The sequence below is a fragment of the Psychrobacter sp. CMS30 genome, from assembly GCF_904846565.1.
Taxonomy (GTDB): Bacteria; Pseudomonadota; Gammaproteobacteria; order Pseudomonadales; family Moraxellaceae; genus Psychrobacter; species Psychrobacter maritimus.
Genome location: NZ_CAJHBF010000002.1, coordinates 1 through 20886 on the forward strand (window position 1 = coordinate 1; position 20886 = coordinate 20886).

The 20886-nt window shown below is 38.1% G+C and carries 18 protein-coding genes; 1 reads left to right on the forward strand and 17 read right to left on the reverse strand.

Annotation, left to right across the window (positions count from 1 at the left end):
• Positions 1–184: 184 nt before the first annotated feature.
• From JMX94_RS00990 to JMX94_RS01070, 16 genes are all read right to left on the reverse strand, one after another.
• Positions 185–844 (reverse strand): acetyltransferase, encoded by a 660-nt coding sequence (locus tag JMX94_RS00990; protein ID WP_201562461.1) that lies wholly within the window; start codon positions 842–844, stop codon positions 185–187.
• Positions 837–1460 carry a sugar transferase gene (locus JMX94_RS00995; protein WP_307843716.1) on the reverse strand — a complete coding sequence of 208 codons (624 nt, stop codon included), beginning with the start codon at positions 1458–1460 and terminating at the stop codon, positions 837–839. The genes JMX94_RS00990 and JMX94_RS00995 overlap by 8 nt, the downstream gene beginning before the upstream one ends.
• Position 1461: 1 nt before the next feature.
• Positions 1462–2694: a glycosyltransferase family 4 protein gene (locus tag JMX94_RS01000; protein WP_201562465.1), complete on the reverse strand. Its 1233-nt coding sequence runs from the start codon at positions 2692–2694 to the stop codon at positions 1462–1464.
• Positions 2695–2700: 6 nt separating this feature from the next.
• Complete coding sequence (gene wecB, locus JMX94_RS01005) at positions 2701–3771, reverse strand: non-hydrolyzing UDP-N-acetylglucosamine 2-epimerase (RefSeq protein ID WP_201562467.1); 1071 nt, start codon at positions 3769–3771, stop codon at positions 2701–2703.
• On the reverse strand, positions 3768–4883 hold the full coding sequence (locus JMX94_RS01010; protein WP_201562469.1) for a glycosyltransferase family 4 protein: 1116 nt from the start codon (positions 4881–4883) through the stop codon (positions 3768–3770). Before JMX94_RS01010 ends, wecB begins: the two co-directional genes overlap by 4 nt.
• Positions 4884–4888: 5 nt before the next feature.
• On the reverse strand, positions 4889–6097 hold the full coding sequence (locus JMX94_RS01015; RefSeq protein ID WP_201562471.1) for a hypothetical protein: 1209 nt from the start codon (positions 6095–6097) through the stop codon (positions 4889–4891).
• Positions 6082–7104: an oligosaccharide flippase family protein gene (locus tag JMX94_RS01020; protein WP_307843717.1), complete on the reverse strand. Its 1023-nt coding sequence runs from the start codon at positions 7102–7104 to the stop codon at positions 6082–6084. Before JMX94_RS01020 ends, JMX94_RS01015 begins: the two co-directional genes overlap by 16 nt.
• 402 nt (positions 7105–7506) lie before the next feature.
• Positions 7507–8973, reverse strand: coding sequence for a hypothetical protein (locus tag JMX94_RS01030; RefSeq protein ID WP_201562477.1), 1467 nt, complete (start codon positions 8971–8973; stop codon positions 7507–7509).
• 11 nt (positions 8974–8984) lie between these two features.
• Complete coding sequence (locus JMX94_RS01035; RefSeq protein WP_201562479.1) at positions 8985–10079, reverse strand: DegT/DnrJ/EryC1/StrS aminotransferase family protein; 1095 nt, start codon at positions 10077–10079, stop codon at positions 8985–8987.
• Position 10080: 1 nt separating this feature from the next.
• Positions 10081–10680: an acyltransferase gene (locus tag JMX94_RS01040; RefSeq protein ID WP_201562481.1), complete on the reverse strand. Its 600-nt coding sequence runs from the start codon at positions 10678–10680 to the stop codon at positions 10081–10083.
• On the reverse strand, positions 10677–11639 hold the full coding sequence (locus JMX94_RS01045; RefSeq protein WP_201562483.1) for a Gfo/Idh/MocA family protein: 963 nt from the start codon (positions 11637–11639) through the stop codon (positions 10677–10679). The genes JMX94_RS01040 and JMX94_RS01045 overlap by 4 nt, the downstream gene beginning before the upstream one ends.
• A gap of 18 nt (positions 11640–11657) precedes the next feature.
• A complete protein-coding gene (gene tviB, locus JMX94_RS01050; protein WP_201562485.1) occupies positions 11658–12935 on the reverse strand; it encodes a Vi polysaccharide biosynthesis UDP-N-acetylglucosamine C-6 dehydrogenase TviB in 1278 nt (425 codons plus the stop codon).
• A 61-nt stretch (positions 12936–12996) separates the two neighbouring features.
• Positions 12997–14958 (reverse strand): nucleoside-diphosphate sugar epimerase/dehydratase, encoded by a 1962-nt coding sequence (locus JMX94_RS01055; RefSeq protein WP_201562487.1) that lies wholly within the window; start codon positions 14956–14958, stop codon positions 12997–12999.
• 50 nt (positions 14959–15008) lie between these two features.
• The gene (locus JMX94_RS01060; protein WP_201562489.1) at positions 15009–17273 is read right to left on the reverse strand and encodes a polysaccharide biosynthesis tyrosine autokinase; all 2265 of its coding nucleotides are present in this window, start codon (positions 17271–17273) and stop codon (positions 15009–15011) included.
• 45 nt (positions 17274–17318) lie between these two features.
• On the reverse strand, positions 17319–17750 hold the full coding sequence (locus JMX94_RS01065; protein WP_201562491.1) for a low molecular weight protein-tyrosine-phosphatase: 432 nt from the start codon (positions 17748–17750) through the stop codon (positions 17319–17321).
• A gap of 19 nt (positions 17751–17769) precedes the next feature.
• On the reverse strand, positions 17770–18831 hold the full coding sequence (locus JMX94_RS01070) for a polysaccharide biosynthesis/export family protein (protein WP_227673457.1): 1062 nt from the start codon (positions 18829–18831) through the stop codon (positions 17770–17772).
• A gap of 410 nt (positions 18832–19241) precedes the next feature.
• Here JMX94_RS01070 and rluB point away from each other — a divergent pair, with 410 nt between their 5' ends.
• Complete coding sequence (gene rluB / locus JMX94_RS01075) at positions 19242–20168, forward strand: 23S rRNA pseudouridine(2605) synthase RluB (RefSeq protein WP_201562495.1); 927 nt, start codon at positions 19242–19244, stop codon at positions 20166–20168.
• 125 nt (positions 20169–20293) lie between these two features.
• Here the strand turns inward: rluB and JMX94_RS01080 are convergent, their stop codons facing one another.
• On the reverse strand, positions 20294–20851 hold the full coding sequence (locus JMX94_RS01080) for a hypothetical protein (RefSeq protein ID WP_201562497.1): 558 nt from the start codon (positions 20849–20851) through the stop codon (positions 20294–20296).
• Positions 20852–20886 lie beyond the last annotated feature (35 nt).

Sequence of the window (20886 nt, forward strand, 5' to 3'; positions counted from 1 at the left end):
CTGTCCAGTAATTTGCCTTGTTGGATAGTAATACTTGACTGACCGCATCAGCCTCTTCTTGAGTAAAGCTTGGCCAAGGTGAAGATGGAGTGTCTAACATAGTTGCCTCGATGGTGCTTATTTATAATTGACGATTAATCACTGACGATTAATCGCTTATAACGAAATACTTAATCTTGGTTTTTTATTTATTGAGGGGTCTTGCAGGATTACCAACCACAACAGCTCCTGCTGGCACGTCTTTGGTAACAACTGCTCCCATTCCTACAATGGCACCTTTACCAATAGTTAATGGCTTATCAGGTGTACCTTGCTTGATGACTGCTCCTGTGCCGATATAAGCATGGTCATGGATATGAATATTGCCATTGCAACTGACGCGCGGGGCAAAGGTGACATAATCGCCAATCACACAATCGTGTTCGACATAGCTATACAGATTGGCATGGAAGCATTTACCGATAGTGACGTTAGCAGCAATAGTGACAAAGGGACTAAGCGCAGCACCGGCAGCGATACTGACTGCATCCATAATTAAAGTAGTCGTTCCTTTTACTGTCCACAGTGAGATACCGTCTTGAACCAATTTATCTGCAATTTTTTGACGAATGCTGCTATTAGCAATGGCAATTAGGACAAACTTATCATCACTATCTATACTTTTAAATCTTGCATAATTCATCGCTGTATAGTCGTTAACATTAGCATCTTCATCTAATGCATCGTCAATAAATACGATTTGGCTATTTTCTTGATCATCTATTCTTTGTAATTGATCAACGGCTACCGGCATTAAGCTACGACCACAGCCTGAGGCACCGTAGACGGCAAATACTTTACTCATAGCTATTTTCTAAAGCTGATTGGTTTTGAGAACCCATAAACTTACTCATTGTCGCTTCGCCGTCAGCACTAATACCATCTTTGATAACCACTTTTTTTACCGTCTTAAGTAGTATCTTGATATCTAACCATAATGATTGGTTATCTACATACCAAGTATCAAGCTCAAACTTCTTATCCCAACCAATAGCATTACGCCCATTCACTTGCGCATAACCGGTAATACCAGGGCGCACATTATGGCGACGCGCTTGCTCTTTACTATATAGCGGTAGGTATTCCATTAATAACGGGCGTGGTCCGACTAAGCTCATGTCACCTTTGACAACATTCCACAGTTCAGGTAGCTCATCCAAACTACTATTGCGCAACGCTTTACCAAAATCAGTCAAGCGCTCGCTATCTGGTAGAGGATTGCCATCACTATCTATGGCATCTTTCATCGTGCGAAACTTAACCATCTCAAACGGTTTACCGTCTAGACCCGGACGTGTTTGACGAAATAGCACCGGCGAGCCCAAGTTCTTTTTGACCTTGTAAGCAGTGATGGCGTATACCGGAGATAAAGCGACCAAAGCGGTGGTCGCAGCAGTGATATCGAAAAGGCGTTTTATCAAGTTATTCACCAAATAATATAGAAGTTAGTTTTTTAGTTAAGCTACCATACTCATATGAGTTAACAGCTTCCTTATGACCATTTCTACCCATCTTAATACGTTGTTCAGGTGTCAATTTGTACATTTCAAGTACTGCTTTTACTATTTGCTGTGCATTCTCTGGCTCTATTTGTATGCCTGCTTGTGCATCTGCCACTGGCGTATAAAGCCCTGAATCAATAGCATATATGATAGGCTTGCCTGAATACAAATAGTCAAACAATTTATTAGGAGATACGCCAAATCTAAATAAAGGATCCTTTGTTAAACCTATATAGCAAATGTCAAATGTCTGCAATACGCTTTGCACTTGAGCTTTCGGAATAGCGTCTACAAAATATATGTTTTCCAGACCCAGCTTAGTGATTTGATTTTGCAAATTAGCTTTCAATTTTCCTTGCCCAACCAATGCAAAGGCAATATCAGGATATTGCGTTAATTGGCTGGCAGCACTAATCAATGAGTCTAGTGCATTAGCGACACCAAAAGTCCCTGCATAGCCAATCACAAACTTATCTTTAGGTAGTTGCTCTATGGTACGGGCCTCTAAAGGTTCAGCATTCTCAACTTCTTCTTTTAGAAAACCATTCGGTATCCAAGTAAACTTATTAGTATTCATACCAAGCGATTGCATATGCTCATAAGAGTTCTTCAAATTCGAAATGACGAAATCAGAGTTTTTATAAGCACGCTTTTCAATCCATTGTAATAATTTAATAAATGGGTGACTTGTAGAGTATCCTCCTAACTCACATAGCGTTAAAGGCCAAATATCTCGTACTTCAAAAGCGAGAGGCACATTCAGTTTCTTTGCTAATTTCTCTGCGCCTAAATAGCCAACTAGAGAGGGAGATGAATAAAGAATCACATCAGGCTTTGGTAAAGCATCTTGTAATTTAAATAGCTTCCAAGCAAAAGTAAACCAGTTCGCTATTCTTTTTTTGCTGTGGGCTTCAGGGTATTGAGCAACCTTTACCCACACGAAACTAAAGTTCTCTTGTACTTCTTCTATTTTAAAATCATCTGCGACATATATAGGCTCTTTTAGAAAATGCGTATAACTCGCCCCTATTAAATGAACGCTATAACCAAGGCGTGCTAATGACTTAGCAAAATAATAATGACGTCCACCCTGCGCAGTCTCTGGCGTTGAGGTGTATTGATTGATAATCCAAATGGATTTACTTTTACTCATTATTGACTAAGCCTTTTCTAATACATTAACAATATTTTGAGAGGCATGTCCACCGCCGTACAAACTTAATGGATCTTCAATAGTTTTACCTAACATAGCTTCAGTACATTGAATAATCTTTTGCGTATCAGCACCTGCTAATACATTGACGCCATGCTCTATTAACTCTACCCACTCAGTTTGATCGCGCATGGTCACGCATGGTTTTTTAAAGAAAAACGCCTCTTTTTGCACGCCGCCACTATCTGAGACTACCGCATCACAATGCTTAAGTAACCAAATCATCTCAAGATAGCCGACAGGCTCTAATACTGACATTTTGAGCTCTAGACCAAGAGATTTGACTACCTTCTGTGTACGAGGGTGTAACGGCAGTACGACAGGTCTTATATGTTCATGGATATAATTTAGTGCCTCTATGATAGACTTTAGGCGGTTCGCATCATCTGTATTTTCGGCGCGATGCAGAGTGGCTACTATAAATCCTTCATTAGGCACATCAACTAACGATGATCCTTTAACGGCACGCTCAGAGAAGAATAAAGACGAATCTTGCATAACATCGCCTACGTTTAGCACCTGAACAGGCTTTTTATCAAAACCTTCATTTTTCAGGTTGCTCACTGCCGTGTCTGTTGGGCAAAATAGTATATCACTGACCTGATCTGTCAAAATACGATTGATCTCTTCTGGCATTTGCATATTGAAACTACGCAGTCCCGCTTCGATATGGGCGACAGGAATATGTAATTTTGCAGCCGCTAAAGCACCTGCTAAAGTTGAGTTGGTATCACCGTAAACCATCAATCTGTCTGGCTGTTCCGCCAAACAAATTTCTTCAATCTGCTCTAACATGCGCCCTGTCATAGAACCATGACTACCACTATTAATATCAAGCTGATAATGAGGTTTAGGTATGCCCAATTGATCGAAAAAGATATTCGACATATTGGCATCGAAATGCTGACCAGTATGGATAATCTTTTCATCTAATATCGAGCTATTCTGAATCGCCTTAGATACCACACTGGCTTTGATAAACTGGGGACGCGCACCAATTACTGTTAGAATCTTCATACTTTACTTCCTAATAAATCATCATATAGCTTGAATAATTTTTTCTCTTCAATAGCCCAGTTATATTTTTCCATAACAGCTATTCTTCCATTTTCACCCATATTGGTAGCTATATCGGGATTATCTACAAGATAATCTATTGCGTCTGCTATCTCTTGAGGTTCTAGCGGATCAACACAAATCCCACATTGTGCGGCATCGATAATAGATCTCCAAAGTGGAAAATCAGATGCAATGACAGGAATGCCTGCACTCATATACTCAAACATTTTTACTGGGAGCGAATCAATATAACTAAGCGTGGGATGCAAGGTAACTAAACCAACGATAGACTCAGACAATGTTTCTTTTATTTCTTCTCTACCCACAAAGCCCAAATAATCAGTTTTTTCCCATCCAGTCATTGCCTTAACTTTTGGTTCTAAAGATTTATCTATAAAACTTCCTGCAACCTTAAGAGAGCTTTTGTTATTTGTTAACTCCATTGCTTGAACTATCTCAACAATACCACGAACATCAGCTATACCACCTATATAACATACTTGACCTTCTCGTTTATCATCTGTGGGGAGGTTATTAAATTCCTGCAGTTTCGGGTAATTATTTATATCAACAGTATTTTTATTTATCTTTATAAATTTATCTCTAATAAATGGTGTAGCAGCCACTACAGCATCTAGTCGTGAACAAGTCTGACTTTCGAGAATTCTGACTATAGTCGATAAAGGCTTTCTAATTAAAGGACTGATATAATGTTTAGATAATATCTGATTTGGTAAATCTTCATGAGCATCAAAAATGACTTTTTTACCCAGTTTTTTAAGCTTTAAACCTATAGGTATAAGCTCTGGGTCATGTAAGTGATATATCTCAGCATCCAATTCAACTGCTTTTTTAAAGACACGGCTTGTCACATTACGCATACGGTCTAAACGCCCGTTTGAAGCGCCGACATCAAAAATAGAAATACCATTTTTTTGCTCATTTTTTTTACCATCAGCAACTATCAATGAAACTGAAAATCCATTATTAGCCAAAGATGTGCATTCTTTAAAAAAAACACGTGTATCGTAACGATAATGAACAGATGTTAAGTGACATACTTTTAACATAAAGCTTACCTTGTATTAAAATTGACAATTTTAGACCAATTACTAGACATATAATAAGATATAAAAAATATAAAAAATGTCATTAGCAACCAGCTTGTATTTAAACTTCCACTTTTTAATCCAAGAAATAAAGCGTATATAAAGAATAGCCCAATTATGTCTACTCTTCCATTACGTCTAAAAAACTCCATAAATCCTCCATAAGATGTTAATAATAGTATGGCTGTGATGGGTAAGCCAAAAACAATCAATAACTCAATGATAAAGTTATGAGGATAAAGATCTATAGGATAGTGAAAGTAACTTTGAAAGAACCCAAAGCCACAACCATGAATTAGACAACTGGTATTATCTACAAGTAGCATTATTGATTGAGATAATAAGACATCACGAGATCCCAAACCATCTGACAAAACCTCTAGCCTTTGGAAAATAATGAAGTCTTCAAAACTATAAAACTTACTTAAAACATAAATCGTTACCAATAAAAAGATTAAAATTTTTATATTTTGCACTAAACTTAATCTGTAAACTAGGTAAAATGACGTTACTATCAATGCAAAAACGCTATCACCTCTAGCCCCACCTAAAAAGCTCAATAAAATAAACAAAAGCACAAGAATCGTTAATATATTCTTTTTTGTTTTATTGTCTTGAGTAACTATAAGTGATGCAGCAGCCAATGCGCTATAGCCATAAAACTGTGAGGTTCCTTGGCTATATAAGGCGTTTATATCATAAGCATTGGAGGAATACTCAAAAATAAATACTGGTATAGGCGTAAATATAAGACCTTTAGTAATAATAGTTATTATAAGAACAATAATTGCATAAATAATAAACCATCGAGCAAATTTGTACTGAAACACCTCTATTTCGGAAGAATAGAGTAAGTAATTACCCATAAAGATTATTAACATAGTAGTTACTGTTACAGTACTATTTATTAGCCCGCCGTAAATTAAAGATAATAAATATCCAAAACTAAAAAATGAAATTATAACAGTTAGTGAAAATACATTTTTATAACTTATTTTAGTCAAAAAGATACTTAAGACCAGACCTAAACCTAAGCCTAATATTGACGCAGATCTAGCTTGTTCAACGATTACTCTTGATATTTGGGAAGTTGTCACCATACTAATAGTAACAACAAAGATAAATAAGAGTAACATAGTAAAATAAAGTTTCTTTGTACTTAAACTAAATGCCATATATCACCTAAAACTTTGAGTATCGCGTATGTAACAAAAGAAAATATAACCCAAAAGCTTAAAATAAAAGAACTTCCTTTTATACAGGCTGCAACATCTTTTAGACTTAAACCAATCATATGAGTAATCGTAAAGAAATATGCCGTGTAAAACATAAAACTAGATATCGCATACATCTCAACCATGAGTAAAGGAAATATTAAAGCTGATATTAATACTATGCCTGTTCTTATAAAAAAACCAAAAACATTAAGTCTAAATGCTATATTTTCTTTTCTAATAATTTGTAAGGATGTAGTTATTGGAGCACATAAAAACTGCATAATTATCCAAGGAGTCATCCACCTAACTATTTCCCCTGCACGTATCCACTCTTCACCAAACAATATTTTAAATAAAAAAGGTGCGACTATTGTAAGAAATATTAATGGACCAACTCCAATCTTTATAAGGCCTATTATATTTCTTTTAGCTAATTCGCCCAGACGCCCAGCGCGATATTCTTCCGCTGCACTCGAAGTAAAAACTTGGCCCACTGAAGTTCCAATTAAAGATATAGGAGATGATAGCACTCTTGTTGCTAGCATTAAGTAACCAGCTTCAGCGCTAACCGCAAAAGCAGCAATAATTAGTATAGGTGCATGTGTGCTAACACTGTTAAACAATGCCCCTAACGATGAGTAACAAGAAAAATATTTATATTTTTTAAAAGTTGGTAATATTTCACTAAATCTAAATTGTTTGATAAGTTTAATGTCTTTTCTTAATATACTGTATCCTTGTCTAGTTACACCTGCTCCATGTATTATAATTTGTCCGTATATGAGTCCTAGAGTCAACATACCATACAGCCCACCTATTAGCTGTATAGCGCTACCACCTATAGACCTACTTACTTTCGATTGTGCTATTATTTCAAACCTTTTTACCCTAATTAACCAATATTGTAATGCTAAAGAAGTACTTGCCATCCATATAGAGAGTGGGACAAGATATATATACTCAATAAAAAAATACTTTTATAATAATCTTCAAAATAATACCTAAATATAAATAAAAGTATTAGAGTCAAAATTGAAGTCAATAAAGAAATTAGAAGTGCTGTTACTAAGATAGTAAACCCTTCTTCATTACTTTCCGGGATGGGCACTGCCATTTCAAATCTTAAACATCCAATTACACTAATTATTCCGGAGAACGAAACAAAAATAGCCAATGATGAGAAATTCTCTGGAGAATATAGCCTTGTAAGTAGTGGCAGTACTGCTAGAGTTATTAATTGCGATAAAGCAGTACCACCAACCAATATTGATATAGATCTGGAAGAACCTTTCTGTGAAAGCCTTCTTTTTATATCGTTCAATCTTATTCTAAGCAATTTTAATACTCTTTTTTAAATCAAGAAAAAACTAAATACTTACTTTAATCTTATTATAGTAATATTTTATAAGGCTAGCTAAATAGTGTGAATATCTATTATCTTTAACAAAACTTAACTTATAATCTGGATTAAAAGCATAATCCAGTAACTCTGGTTTATTATGCTCCATAAATGATATGTGCAAGTTCTTATTGTTACGTTCTCTCCTAGCAATTTCAGTCCATAAGAATATTAGCTCAGAGTTATTAAATATATTCAACATATTTACTCCTAATGATGAGTATATTTCTGAACTTTGGTTGCCCCAACGTCCGCAACGTATTTCCAATGCAAAAAGGTCAAAAAGTTTATCTTTATCTACTGATTTTCTAAGTTCACTTAAATACTTAATAGTTTGTCTTTTACTTTCCTTTGAATAGCTATGTGTTTTAGTAATAAAATAGGTATCATTGGCTAGCCAATCAGGAACTGCTCCAAACATACCACTTTTGCCAATATGACCAATAATACTTCCTTCTAAAATTGCTTTATCATTAAACTCTTCTTTAATTGTGTAAGCTAAGTTAACTCTTTTCTGTATATGATGGCTACCAATTATGGATTCAACACTTTCTTTGATTTCTAAGGGCATCTCCTGTACTAGAAGTTTAGTATACTTTATATTGAGATCTTTACATATTCTTTGGGGTATGTTAGTTTCTGCTGAGTCTTTATTAAAAGAATCATGATCAAATGTATAACACTCAGTTTCATTGTTTTTCGTTAGAAATGATAAAATTATGCGGCTATCCCAACCAGATGTTAGGGGACACACTAATTCATAATACTTACTATATTCTTGAGTTATATTATTAATAATTGCCATACTTTGATTTAGTATTGAACTGAAGTTTTCCGCTTTTTTATCGTCATAACAAATAAAGTATCTTTTGTCATTCCGATTAGGAACATCAAGATAATGATTAGGTAAAAGAAAAAATAATTTATCATATCTTGATAAATTATTTGGCAAACCAATACCAGGCGCTGCCATATTTTCAATCAAACTAGCTTTTTCACTTTTATTTAAATCTAAAAAGCTTGATATAATATATTCAGATGAGGAAAAGCTGATTTCGTTATTATCATTAAAGTAATAGTAAACTGGTAAAGAAGCTGAGGCATCCCCAACTATGTATACATCCTTTCCATTTTGAAACACTATTATATACTTACCAGCTAGACGCCCTACTAATTTTATCAAACTCTCAATATCATCTATTGAAACGCACAAATACTTAGCAATTGAGTAACGCTCTAACTCTGCATAGGCATCAATGCAAAAACCGATTATAGTAACCTCTTTATCCTTATCTTTAATACTTAATACAGTAGTATCTTTTGAATAGTTTAATATTAGCTCGTTATTCAACTCATTAAAATTTAAAAATCTCTCATCACGTTCATTAGATGTAAGATATTGAAATTTTGCGTTATTAAAATTATAGGCATTCATTATATGTACCTTCACATATTGCTAGCTATGTTTATAATATTTATGCTGGTTCTCTCAATATTGGAATTACCTAGATAAGGATGCATAGGCAAACTCATTACTCGCTCAGCGACTACGTCCCCTACTGGTAGAACTGCATTACTATCTGCAACCGCAGGCTGCTTATTTAAAGGAATAGGATAGTGTACTGCTGTCGGGATACCTTGTTCTTTTAGCTTAGCTTGTATCTCATCCCGATTATCTACTTGGATAGTATATTGCGCCCACGCACATTGATTGTGTGCTTCGATAAAGGGTATCGTCGTAATGCCCGCTTCAGTAAAGAGCTGATTATACGTCTCTGCTACGCGCTGACGTGCTTGCATCTCATCATCTAGGATTTCAAGCTTAGGCAGTAGTATCGCTGCTTGTAAGGTATCTAGCCGACTATTCACACCGACGCGGATGTGGTGATAGCGTCGATCTTGACCATGACGAGCTATTTGGCGTATTACGGTCGCCAGCACCTCATCATTGGTGAAAATAGCACCACCATCACCGTAGCAACCTAGCGGCTTACTAGGGAAAAAGCTGGTACAGGCAACCGTCGTTAAATTACAAGACTTCTTACCTTTATAGCTAGCCCCAAAGCTTTGGGCGGCATCTTCAATCACTGGAATATAATGTTTCGCTGCGATAGCATTGATAGCATCAAAGTCTGCACATTGACCATAGAGGCTAACCCCAATAATGGCTTTGGTGCGCGGGGTAATCGCAGCTTCAAGTTGCTCGACATCTAGATTATAAGTTTTTGGATTGATATCTACATAGATAGGCTTGGCACCTAGTACCGCTACCGTCTCTGCTGTCGCAATATAAGTAAATCCTGGTGTGATGACTTCGTCTCCAGGACCGATACCAAATGCCATTTGGGCGATTTGTAGCGCATCAGTACCGTTAGCACAAGTGATACAGTATTTAGCACCCGTATATGCTGATAGCTTTTCTTCAAGCTCATGTACTTCAGGGCCTAAAATATATTGACCGTGAGCCAATACCTTTTGGATATTGGCATTTAGTTTGTCTTTTATTCTGTCCTGCTGTGCGACCAGATCAATAAATTGCATGCTAAGCCTCCTCTTTAGTAAGCGTGCCATTAGTAAGCGTATACTTAGCACCCGTATGGATACAGCTTGTCTCACCATTACCAGTCAACGGTAAATCTAAACGCTCACCGTACTCGCTCATCCAGCCTATCTGCTTGGCAGGTACGCCGACCATCAACGCATAGTCTGGCACATCTTTATTAACCAAAGTGGCAGCACCGATGAAGGCAAATTTACCAATAGTATTACCACATACAATCGTACAGTTGGCACCCATAGAGGCACCTGTTTTTACCAGGGTACTCATATATTCAGACTTTCTATCGACGAATGATCTAGGGTTATAGACATTGGTAAAGACCATACTTGGGCCACAAAACACGCCATCTTCTAGAGTAACATTGTCATAAACAGAGACGTTATTTTGTATTTTACAATCATTGCCGATGATGACTTTATTGCCGATAAAGACATTTTGACCCATAGAACATCTATCGCCGATTTTTGCTTCAGCACATATATGTACAAAATGCCAAACACGACTATCTTTACCGATAGTCGCACCTGCATCTATAATTGCTGACTCATGGATACTGACACTAGGATGAATAGAAGCACTCATAAACTTGACTCCGTTAGTAGCTTTTTCACATTCGGGTGTAGTCTTGACTCATCGGTGACTAAATCTTTGGCATGACGGATATGCTCGACTGTTTTAACACTGAACCTAGCATCCTCTAAACCATAACCGCGTCCTGCAAGGATTTCTTGATATGAGATAGTATGTAAGTCAGTAAAACCATTTGAGAACTCAATCTCTTCACCTTCGATATCAATAGAGCGATAAGTCGGCTGCTTACCTTTAACGCTTTCAGGCAGGTCATTGGCATCAATAGATAAGAACCAACGCACACGCGCTTTATCAAATTCTAAGTAACCACCAGCTTTGGTTTGACCAGTATAATAGACTTCGCTATCTACCAAATCACCAAATATGAAGTGCAGCATATCAAAAAAATGTACGCCAATATTAGTAGCGATACCAAAGGATTTGTTTAAGTTACCTTTCCAACTTTCCAAATACCATTTGCCGCGAGAGGTAATATACGTTAGCTCTACATCGTATTTTTCTGCGCGATTGTCATTAGCTATCTGTTCTTTTAATTTTAATATCGCGTCATGATGGCGCAGCTGTAAAATATTATAGACTTTATGACCTGTCTCTTTTTCGACTTCGATGAGATCATTCAGAATCGCTTCAGTGGGCACTAGAGGTTTTTCACAAATGACATCTGCGCCCAATCTGAGACCTGCTGTGATATGAGAATGATGTAAGTTATTAGGCGAGCAAATAGAAAATATATCAATCTTAGTATTGGGATCGCGTTTCAGCTGATGACAATGATCACTAAAGCGCTCAAATTGAGTAAAGAACTCACTACTAGGAGAGATACTATCGATGATACCAACAGAATCATTGATATCATAGGCGACAGATAGTTCATTACCAGTCTCTTTGATAGCTTTCATATGTCGCGGTGCGATGTAGCCAGCCGCGCCTATTAGTGCAAATTTTTTCATTATAATTTCCTTCAGTTTTTATAAACGAATGTCTGTTTCGCCTTCTTGGAATACATGCTTAACGTCGTAGACAACATGATTTGATTTAGCTAGTGCTCTAATAGCCTCTACGCCCATCAGCTTGTACTTACTGTGATCAACGGCAACCACGACACCATCGTAATAGCCCTTTTGCAACTCATTGATTAACTCAATGCCGTAATGCTCGAATACTTCTTGCTTATCAGCCCAATCATCATAAACATCAACATTGATATTGAAGCTTTTTAGCTCTTTAATAATATCAATGACTTTGGTATTACGGGTATCAGGGCAGTCGCCTTTAAAGGTAAAACCAAGTACCAATACCTTTGCTTCATCGATATGTATTTTACTACGCGCCAGTTTTTTGACCATTTGTGTAGCCACATACTGCCCCATACCGTCATTGATACGTCTACCAGCAAGAATAACTTCTGGACGGTAACCAACTTCTTGGGCTTTATGAGTCAAATAATAGGGATCGACACTAATACAATGCCCACCAACCAAACCCGGCTTAAATTTAAGAAAATTCCATTTGCTACCAGCAGCATCCAATACCGCTTGCGTATCTATACCAATGATATTAAAGATCTTAGCAAACTCATTAACGATAGCGATATTTAAGTCGCGCTGCGTATTTTCAATAACCTTAGCAGCTTCAGCAACTTTAATTGACGTTGCACGATAAGTACCAGCAGTAATAATAGAGGCATAAAGACTATCGATTAAATCAGCTGCCTCTGGTGTTGAGCCTGAAGTAATCTTAGTGATTTTAGTTAAGGTGTTTACCTTATCACCTGGATTGATACGTTCCGGGCTATATCCAACATAAAAATCTTGATTAAAGGTTAGACCAGATATTTTTTCTATAATAGGGATACAAACTTCTTCTGTCGCACCAGGGTAGACTGTAGATTCATAAACCACAATATCGCCAGCTTTGATAACTTTTCCCACCGCTTCAGAGGCACTTTCTAAGGGCGTAAGATCTGGTGCATTATTTTCATCAATCGGTGTCGGTACTGTGACGATATAAAAATTATAGTCGACAATTTCGCTCAATTCAGTGGTAAATTTTAATGAATTAGCGGCTTTTAATGCTTCGCTGCTTACTTCAAGCGTACCGTCAAAGCCATCTCTTAATTCTTGCACGCGCTTAGTATTGATATCGAAACCGATTACTGGGCGATGCTTACCAAACTCAACGGCTAAAGGCAGACCTACATAACCAAGTCCGATAACTGCTATTTTTATATTGTCGATATCTAACATAATTTTCCTTTGTTCATCTAACCAGTTTTAGTTAAGAAATAGTATTGGGAAGTTTATTAATTTATACAGCTTTAGACCCTTCTTGATAACCTGCTACAAACTGCTTAAATTGCTGCTTTAGCCAAGGGACATCAAATTGCTTTTGCTTGTCACTAAGCTCAAACAATACTGATTCAAGCTCATCCAATGGGAAACTATGCTCTATCGCTTGCATGATAAGAGGATGATCAGTTGATTCAACATTATCTTCACCGATGATGAGCTCTTCATAAAGCTTTTCTCCATCTCTAAGTCCCGTAAAGATGACTTCGATATCGCCCTCAGGATGGGCAGCATCTTTAATATCAAAACCACTTAAATGAATCATTCGCTGAGCCAAATCAACTATTTTGACCGGCTCGCCCATATCAAGCACAAACACCTCACCACCTGATGCCATCGCACCTGCTTGGATGACTAAGTTTGCCGCTTCTGGAATCGTCATAAAATAACGAGTCACATCAGGATGGGTGACCGTGATCGGCTTACCTTGTTCTATCTGTTTAGTAAATAAAGGTACTACAGATCCTGATGAGCCTAGAACATTACCAAAACGTACCATACTAATGCAGGTTTGGCTATCCGTCTGGCTTAGCGCTTGGCAAACCAACTCTGCTAAACGCTTAGAAGCACCCATCACATTGGTCGGTCTTACAGCTTTATCAGTCGATATAAGTACAAAGGTCTCAACATTTGCTGCAATCGCAGCTCGGGCACAATGATAAGTACCTTTAGTATTATTAATAACACCTTCAAAGGGGTTGTGTTCAACCATAGGCACATGCTTGTAAGCAGCAGCATGATAAACCGTCTGTACGTCATACAGATTCAGTATTCTAAGCAGGTTGGATTCATTGGTGACGTTACCGATGATCGCAATAATTTCAATATTTTTATAGGCAGGCGTATTGGCTTGCTTGATGGTCAGCTCTTGATGAATACTATAAAGCGCAAATTCAGACAACTCATAGAGCACGATACATTTAGGCTGGTTCTTAATTACTTGACGGCACAATTCACTACCGATAGAGCCACCTGCACCAGTGACCAACACGCACTTACCCTTGATATTCATCTGCAGCAATTTCGCATCAGGTTCAACAGTTTGCCTGTCTAACACATCCAAGATATCTACTTTGCGCATACTACTGACGGTCACTTTTTCGTCAGCGATCTCTTCTAAGCTTGGCAATTCTTTGATTTTTATCGCAATGCCTGAGAGCTTATCTATAATCTGGCGTTTTTGCGCGCGACTAATAGAGGGTATTGCCAGAAATACCTGCGCAACATCTAGCTCCTCTACTAAGCTTACTAAATCATGAGCAGAATAAATCTTTTTGCCGAGTAAATAAGCACCCGTAAGCTGAGGATCATCGTCAATATAGGCCACAACATTATATTTATGCGAGTTTCTTAAGCCTTCTAAAAGGTCGCGACCCGCCTCTCCTGCCCCGTAAATAACGACATTCTCATAACCATCCTCATTTTTAGTGCGTTGTTGGCTCTTGCCTTGTAAGCGCGTTAGAAACTCACGGATAGTCAGTCTGCTATTCCACAACCATATAAAGAATAGAAATAGGAATATGATAGGGGCTGAGCGCGGCATGGTGGGAAAAAAGTCAATAAATAGAACGACTTCATACAACACAATCAGTAAAAAAAACAGCTGTGAGACATTTGCCATAACGGCATCAAAAAAGCCCCTAGCCACCCCTCTATAAAACCCTATCGCATACAAACCTATGATAGGAATAATGGAATAAAAGCATAGTGCCAATAAACCAATGTGATTGCCAAGATAGCCATAGCGTAAAGACAAGGCTAAAAACAAACAAATCAATGACAGCGCAAAGTCTACAGTAAGCAAGATTCCCCGCTTGACACCACGAGGTAACGACAACAAGTATTCTGCTATACGTTGTAACCAGCCGCTTTTATCATTCAGTAACTGATACGCACTTTTAGTTTCTGACTTTATAAACATAACACTCAACTACTTAAAGGATATTAATTTAGGTAAAACTCTAAAAATAATTAATTATTGTTACCATAAGCATAACTATAGTGATAACTATATTTGCTCATAATCCCTTGTTGTACATCGTTGAGAATAATGCCATCAACTTTAATATTGGCTTTATTCATCTGATTGACCGCATAAACTAACTGCCCTTCTATCGAGTCATCATATCTTGTGACCATCAACACTTTATCAGCGTGCTGCGCTAGTATCATGGCATCAGAGGCCGCTAAGATAGGTGGTGAGTCAATAATAATATAATCATAATGCAGGTTTAGTTCTGTCATTAAATGATCAAAACTGCCATTAGCCAATAGTGATGCTGGGTTACGTGGATGCTGACCGCGTGGCATAAAATCAATATTATCTATACCAGTCGGATGGATAAAGCTTGCCAAACTATTAGCGTCTTGAGTAGCAATAACTTTTGATACTTCAAAGTTATCTTTTGATAAATGAGTCGTATCTTGTGATAGATAATCTGCCAAACCATTATCTTGGCTCATACTAAACATCCTATGCAGCTCGCCCAAGCGCATATCGGCATCTATAATGAGGACTTTTTTATCTAACTGGGCAAATACCTCTGTCAAGTTAGAAGAGATAAAAGATTTACCGACACCAGGGCTTTCACCCGTAATGAGGATAACTTTGGCTCGTTGACCTGCTCGACCCTGCACTGGCATACCAAACATCAGGTTGGTTCTTAAGCTCTTAATAGCTTCATAGCTCAAACTATTATTATCCACGTAAGCCAGCAATCTGTTAGGCGCTTTCTTGTTTCTACGCAGTCTTGTTAATAGTGGAGAGCGTGGAATCGTGGCTACTACAGGAACACCTGTCTTAGCTTCAATACGCTCAGGATCCTTGACCACATTTCTAAGCATGTTCTTAAGCAGCACGAGCATCGTTCCGAGCATCGCTCCTAACAGCATAGCCAATATCATAATTTGCAATTTTTTCGGTGCAATGGCTCTATAAGTACTGATAGGCAAATCAATAATACGTGCAAAACCAATTTGACCCGCTTTGACGATTTTCAGCTGTTCATAGTTTTTGAGTAGAGTTAAATAAATCTCTCTGTTAATCGTACTGTCAGCTGACAGTTGTAAAAACTCTCTTTGAATCTCAGGTAAGCCCGCAATCGTATCGTCTATCTCATTTTTTCTATCGTTAAGTACTGCAAGCTGCTCATTGATTTGGATAACCAGTGGATGCTCTTCCGTGTAGTAAGTCGTAAGATCCGCTTTTTTGAGCTTTAACTCATTAAGCTGAGCATCGATTTGAGAGTTTTCTGTCAATAACAGCTCTGCCTCTTTACCTACGTCAATAGTGCCATACTTCTTACGGAACTCATTGAATATGGCTTCAGAGTCTTCCAGTTTTTTCTTTAAGGTTGGAATCTGAGTTTCCATAAAGCTAATCGTTTTGGTGGTCTCTTCAGAACCACGAGACTGGTTTTGATCAATATAAGATAAAACGATTTGTTTTAATATCAAACTAGTCTGCTGCTGATTGGCACCTGTCATAGACAACTGAATAATGCCTGTCTGCTTACCTTTTTCAACCACGGATAATGCACTATTAATCTGCTCAGTCGTTATTTGGAGTGATTGCTTGGTAATATTAATTGGATATCCGTCAGCTGGTAGGTCGTTGACTGTGATTTGAATCTGACCCTCCGTCCCTCTGAATTGATGAGCTTTACCAAACTGACCTTTAAAATCGTCAAAGCCATTACTTAACACAAACCCTGTCGCAGAGCGCGTTAAGGTAAATGGTTGATTTAGATACTCTCGCGAAACATTGAACTGACTGACTTGTACTTCACCATCCTCAGTTTTAAGAGAGACACCTTCCGGTTTATTGATCTGAGTATCCGTACTATTACTTTTTATTCTATCTAAAGCACCAATATTAGGATCAGACAGTTGGATACGTAGATGCAATAAATTGACCACAGGCTCTAAGATCATACGCGACCTTATCAGCTCTGCCTCTGCTTGAGCTTTACTAACTTCTGAACCAATTAGCTCAGAAATATCTGCCCCTAAGGCAGCAACCCCTTTAGAGTTTTCCTCAATTTGAATAAGTGCGTCTGACTTAAAGGTAGGATTAACATATCTGCTATATAATACTCCTATTACCAAGCCCAATACAGCGAAAAATACGATGACTTTCCAGCCACGCAAAATGGCAAACAGCAGCGCCATAAGATCAATTTCGTCATTATCTTCTTTAGAAGCAGAGTTTGATAAATTCTTTGAATCTGTATTCATAACTGTATGTTCATCACTTAAGGTTAGTCGTTTAATGGCAGCTATTTAGCTAACTTTATCGGCCCACTGTTCTAGGCTCTCAACAATATCTTGATATGCTGTTTTAAAAGCACTCATTTCATGCTTATAAGGGTCGGCAATGTCTTTATTCATCCAATGACCAAGCTTAAAGGTTTTACCACGGCAAAACGGCCAGCGTTCTTCAATCCATTTCGTTTGACCTTCTGACATGGTAAAAATAATGTCAGCCTTTTTTGCCAAAGTTTCATCGATCTGTTTTGCTATATGCTTAGTGATATCAAGCTGCTGCGCTGTCATGATCTCTAACGCAGCAGGGTCGGCAGGGTGACCGACTAAAGCGCCAACACCTGCAGAATCAATATTCTTATGTGGATAACGCTGTTTTAATAATGCTTCTGCCATGGGACTGCGACAAATATTACCAACACATACGACTAAAATATTATCAAACGCCATAACTGTTATCACCTATTATCTATAACCCTGAGAGCGCTCTGATGGCTGATGTGGAAGGTAGAATAGAGCTAATAACACGATTCCAACGCGTCAAGCCAGTGGGATCAACATAAACGATATCATTAGGCTGCATCTCAAAACGATTGGCAAGCGCAAAGCTAGTAATGGTCTGCATATCTACATAGTAAATATCCGTCGCTCTCGTATTCAGATTATCACGGACCACATATATTTTAGCAGCATTTGCCGTGTTAGAATTAAGCCCTTTCGACTCCCCCAAGACCTGCGCTAAGCTAATACCTTGCTCTAAGATAGGTACAGGCTCTACTTGTCCAAACTCCCCTAGAACATACACCTTATTACGATCTTGGCTGTTCACATGAATAGAATCACCATCTTGCAAATAAATCTGATTTGCAGAAGCACCCATTTGTCTGAGCGACTGTAATCCAATATTGTAGCTAACCCCGTTACGATTCAACACGACATTGTTTGAATCTCCCGTAGGAGTAGCACCACCTGCCATAGAAATCGCACCATAAAGAGATACAGGCACATCAGCAATAGCAAATTCGCCAGGCTGCTTTACTTCACCATCAATAAAAAAATTATTACCACGATAGTTAACGATTTTAACCTGCGGATCTGAATACTTAAGATAACGTTGAAGCTGTCTTTGTAAATTAGCGGTAAATTGCGGCACACTCATACCACTGGCTTTGATACGCCCAATTAGTGGAAATTGAACGAAGCCCTGTTGATCAACAGGGAAACCTAATGCATAAGGATTAGCAGTATTACTACTGTTCGTTAAAGGAGGTGCAATCTCTGGATACCCTACTAAAGTAATACCCAAAATGTCCCCTTCAGCAATGCGATAATCTACTCGTCCAGATGTCTTTATCAAACGTGCCAAGTCACTACTAGGAGCTATAGTCTTTTTAGGTGGCAGCGTTGCTAGACTTAAAGGTTGAACATTGAACTGTATACCACTTGCAGCCAAGAACGATCCACTAGGTGGTAAGTCGCCAGATTGTAGGCCCGAATTGATGCTAGAGCAGCCTGACACTAGGCTAATCATGAGTAGACACGCTACACTTAATAACTTTGATGAATTGAAAAACATAGAAAAACCTTTATAAATCATAGGTATAAGTAGCGTCTACCGATTAAGCCAATTAAGACAACTATACTAAAGGGCTACATTAGCCACAAAAAAACAAAGCCATAATAACATAGGTGGTTAAATATTGAATAACATTAGGTCGTTTTTGGTAAAAATTACGTAAGAGTAACAATTAATTTATATTCGCTTTCGCCAAATATAAAGACCTTGCTTAAACTCATAACTATCTAATAAAACATGGCTTATTGCCAATAATCGTAGCCTTAAAAACTTTATCTTAAACATAGCTTTGATAAATAGCGTATAATAGTCAGTCCAAATTTATACATTGAGAAATGTAAACCCACCGACTCAAGGATATCGTTATGAAAGATGAAAAACTCCAAAAAGCCCTCGCCCGTATGGGACTTGGCTCACGTCGTCAGATGGAAGAAGTGATCAAGGCAGGTCGCGTGACCGTTAATAATGGTCCAGCGACTATCGGCGACCGTGTTGAACAAGGCGATGAGATTCGTGTTGATGGTCGTCAGATCAAATACACGGCCGAAAATGAAAAGCGTCGTCGCGTTTTAGCCTATTACAAGCCTGAAGGCGAAGTGTGCTCTGCCAATGATCCAGAAGGCCGTCCAACAGTCTTTGAGCGGTTGCCAAAGCTGACTCATGACCGCTGGGTAATGGTTGGTCGCTTGGATATTAACTCGACTGGTCTGTTATTATTTACCAATGATGGCGAAATGGCGCATCGCTTAATGCATCCGTCTAGCGAAGTGACACGTGAATATGCAGTGCGTGTACTTGGTGAAGTGACACCAGATATCGCTCGTACGTTAACGTCTGGCGTCATGTTAGAAGATGGCATGGCGCAGTTTGAAGATATTAAAGAAGGCGGCGGTGAAGGCGTCAATAAATGGTATCACGTCAAGTTAAAAGAAGGTCGTAACCGCGAAGTACGTCGTTTGTTTGAGTCGCAAGGTCTTAAAGTTAGCCGCCTACTGCGCACACGTTATGGTACGATTATCTTACCAAAAGAGCTACGTACCGGCCGTTTCTTAGAGCTTGATAAAAAAGACATCAATACCTTGACGGATTTGGTGAGCTTACGCCCACGTCACGGTACAGGTCTGCATGGTGCAGCTAAAGAGAAGCAAGAACGTATTAAAAACAAGCCGCTTAAAGCGCGTCGTACGGACACTCGTAGTGATAGCCGTCCTAGCAGCGCAAAACCTAAGAGCAGTGCTAGCCCTGCCAGTCGCGGTACGCGTAATACCCGTGACCGTAACAACAAGCGTTAATCGGATTAATTTAACCTTACTTTGAATCTTTTATAAATTTTAAGTAGTTAATAAAAAAAGCGGTCAATGATTCATTCATTGACCGCTTTTTTATGCGTTTCTTAATAATATTACTAACCAAAAGCTTAGCTATCATGGCTATTAATATAGTTCTTCATGACTCGTAATTCCTGCAACTGCTGAACCTCTATTTGCTTTAATAGTTCATCTAGACGATGCTCTATATTATTTAATGCCTCTTGTAATAACTCACTAGCTTCAGCTTTTTTTTGCTGATTTACCTCATTATTACTTCTATTTATATTTACTAGCTGATAATGACTGGCCAGCATTTCAGGTAAACGAGTATGCAACATTTTATTTAACACAAACTGCTGTTCTGTGACCGCAGGCGTTTTATTCTGAGCTTGTCGTGTTTTTTGATAAGATTGATAGCTGCCGACCTTTTCATCGATACGCTGCAATTGACGTAGTTGATTATCTGGCAATACCTTTAAGTGCTTTTTATTTAAAGTTAGCTGCTGCCAATTTACCGCAGATAGTGCCAATGGCGTATTATTATCTTGATACGTAAGCACACCTGGGGTAATGCCAACCATTTTATGCAATGCGTGCCAGCCTTTTCTACCTAAATAAATAGTAGTGACCGTCGTCACAATGCCAACGCCAATTAAAACACTCATATACGCCTAACCTTTATTTAGCTCATACGATTGGG

Coding starts and splice junctions, on each gene's coding strand:
- JMX94_RS00990 (WP_201562461.1), bottom strand. CDS start 844: ATGAGTAAAGTATTTGCCGTCTACGGTGCCTCAGGCTGTGGTCGTAGC.
- JMX94_RS01000 (WP_201562465.1), bottom strand. CDS start 2,694: ATGAGTAAAAGTAAATCCATTTGGATTATCAATCAATACACCTCAACG.
- wecB (WP_201562467.1), bottom strand. CDS start 3,771: ATGAAGATTCTAACAGTAATTGGTGCGCGTCCCCAGTTTATCAAAGCC.
- JMX94_RS01010 (WP_201562469.1), bottom strand. CDS start 4,883: ATGTTAAAAGTATGTCACTTAACATCTGTTCATTATCGTTACGATACA.
- JMX94_RS01015 (WP_201562471.1), bottom strand. CDS start 6,097: ATGGCATTTAGTTTAAGTACAAAGAAACTTTATTTTACTATGTTACTC.
- JMX94_RS01030 (WP_201562477.1), bottom strand. CDS start 8,973: ATGAATGCCTATAATTTTAATAACGCAAAATTTCAATATCTTACATCT.
- JMX94_RS01035 (WP_201562479.1), bottom strand. CDS start 10,079: ATGCAATTTATTGATCTGGTCGCACAGCAGGACAGAATAAAAGACAAA.
- JMX94_RS01040 (WP_201562481.1), bottom strand. CDS start 10,680: ATGAGTGCTTCTATTCATCCTAGTGTCAGTATCCATGAGTCAGCAATT.
- JMX94_RS01045 (WP_201562483.1), bottom strand. CDS start 11,639: ATGAAAAAATTTGCACTAATAGGCGCGGCTGGCTACATCGCACCGCGA.
- tviB (WP_201562485.1), bottom strand. CDS start 12,935: ATGTTAGATATCGACAATATAAAAATAGCAGTTATCGGACTTGGTTAT.
- JMX94_RS01055 (WP_201562487.1), bottom strand. CDS start 14,958: ATGTTTATAAAGTCAGAAACTAAAAGTGCGTATCAGTTACTGAATGAT.
- JMX94_RS01060 (WP_201562489.1), bottom strand. CDS start 17,273: ATGAATACAGATTCAAAGAATTTATCAAACTCTGCTTCTAAAGAAGAT.
- JMX94_RS01065 (WP_201562491.1), bottom strand. CDS start 17,750: ATGGCGTTTGATAATATTTTAGTCGTATGTGTTGGTAATATTTGTCGC.
- JMX94_RS01070 (WP_227673457.1), bottom strand. CDS start 18,831: ATGATTAGCCTAGTGTCAGGCTGCTCTAGCATCAATTCGGGCCTACAA.
- rluB (WP_201562495.1), top strand. CDS start 19,242: ATGAAAGATGAAAAACTCCAAAAAGCCCTCGCCCGTATGGGACTTGGC.
- JMX94_RS01080 (WP_201562497.1), bottom strand. CDS start 20,851: ATGAGTGTTTTAATTGGCGTTGGCATTGTGACGACGGTCACTACTATT.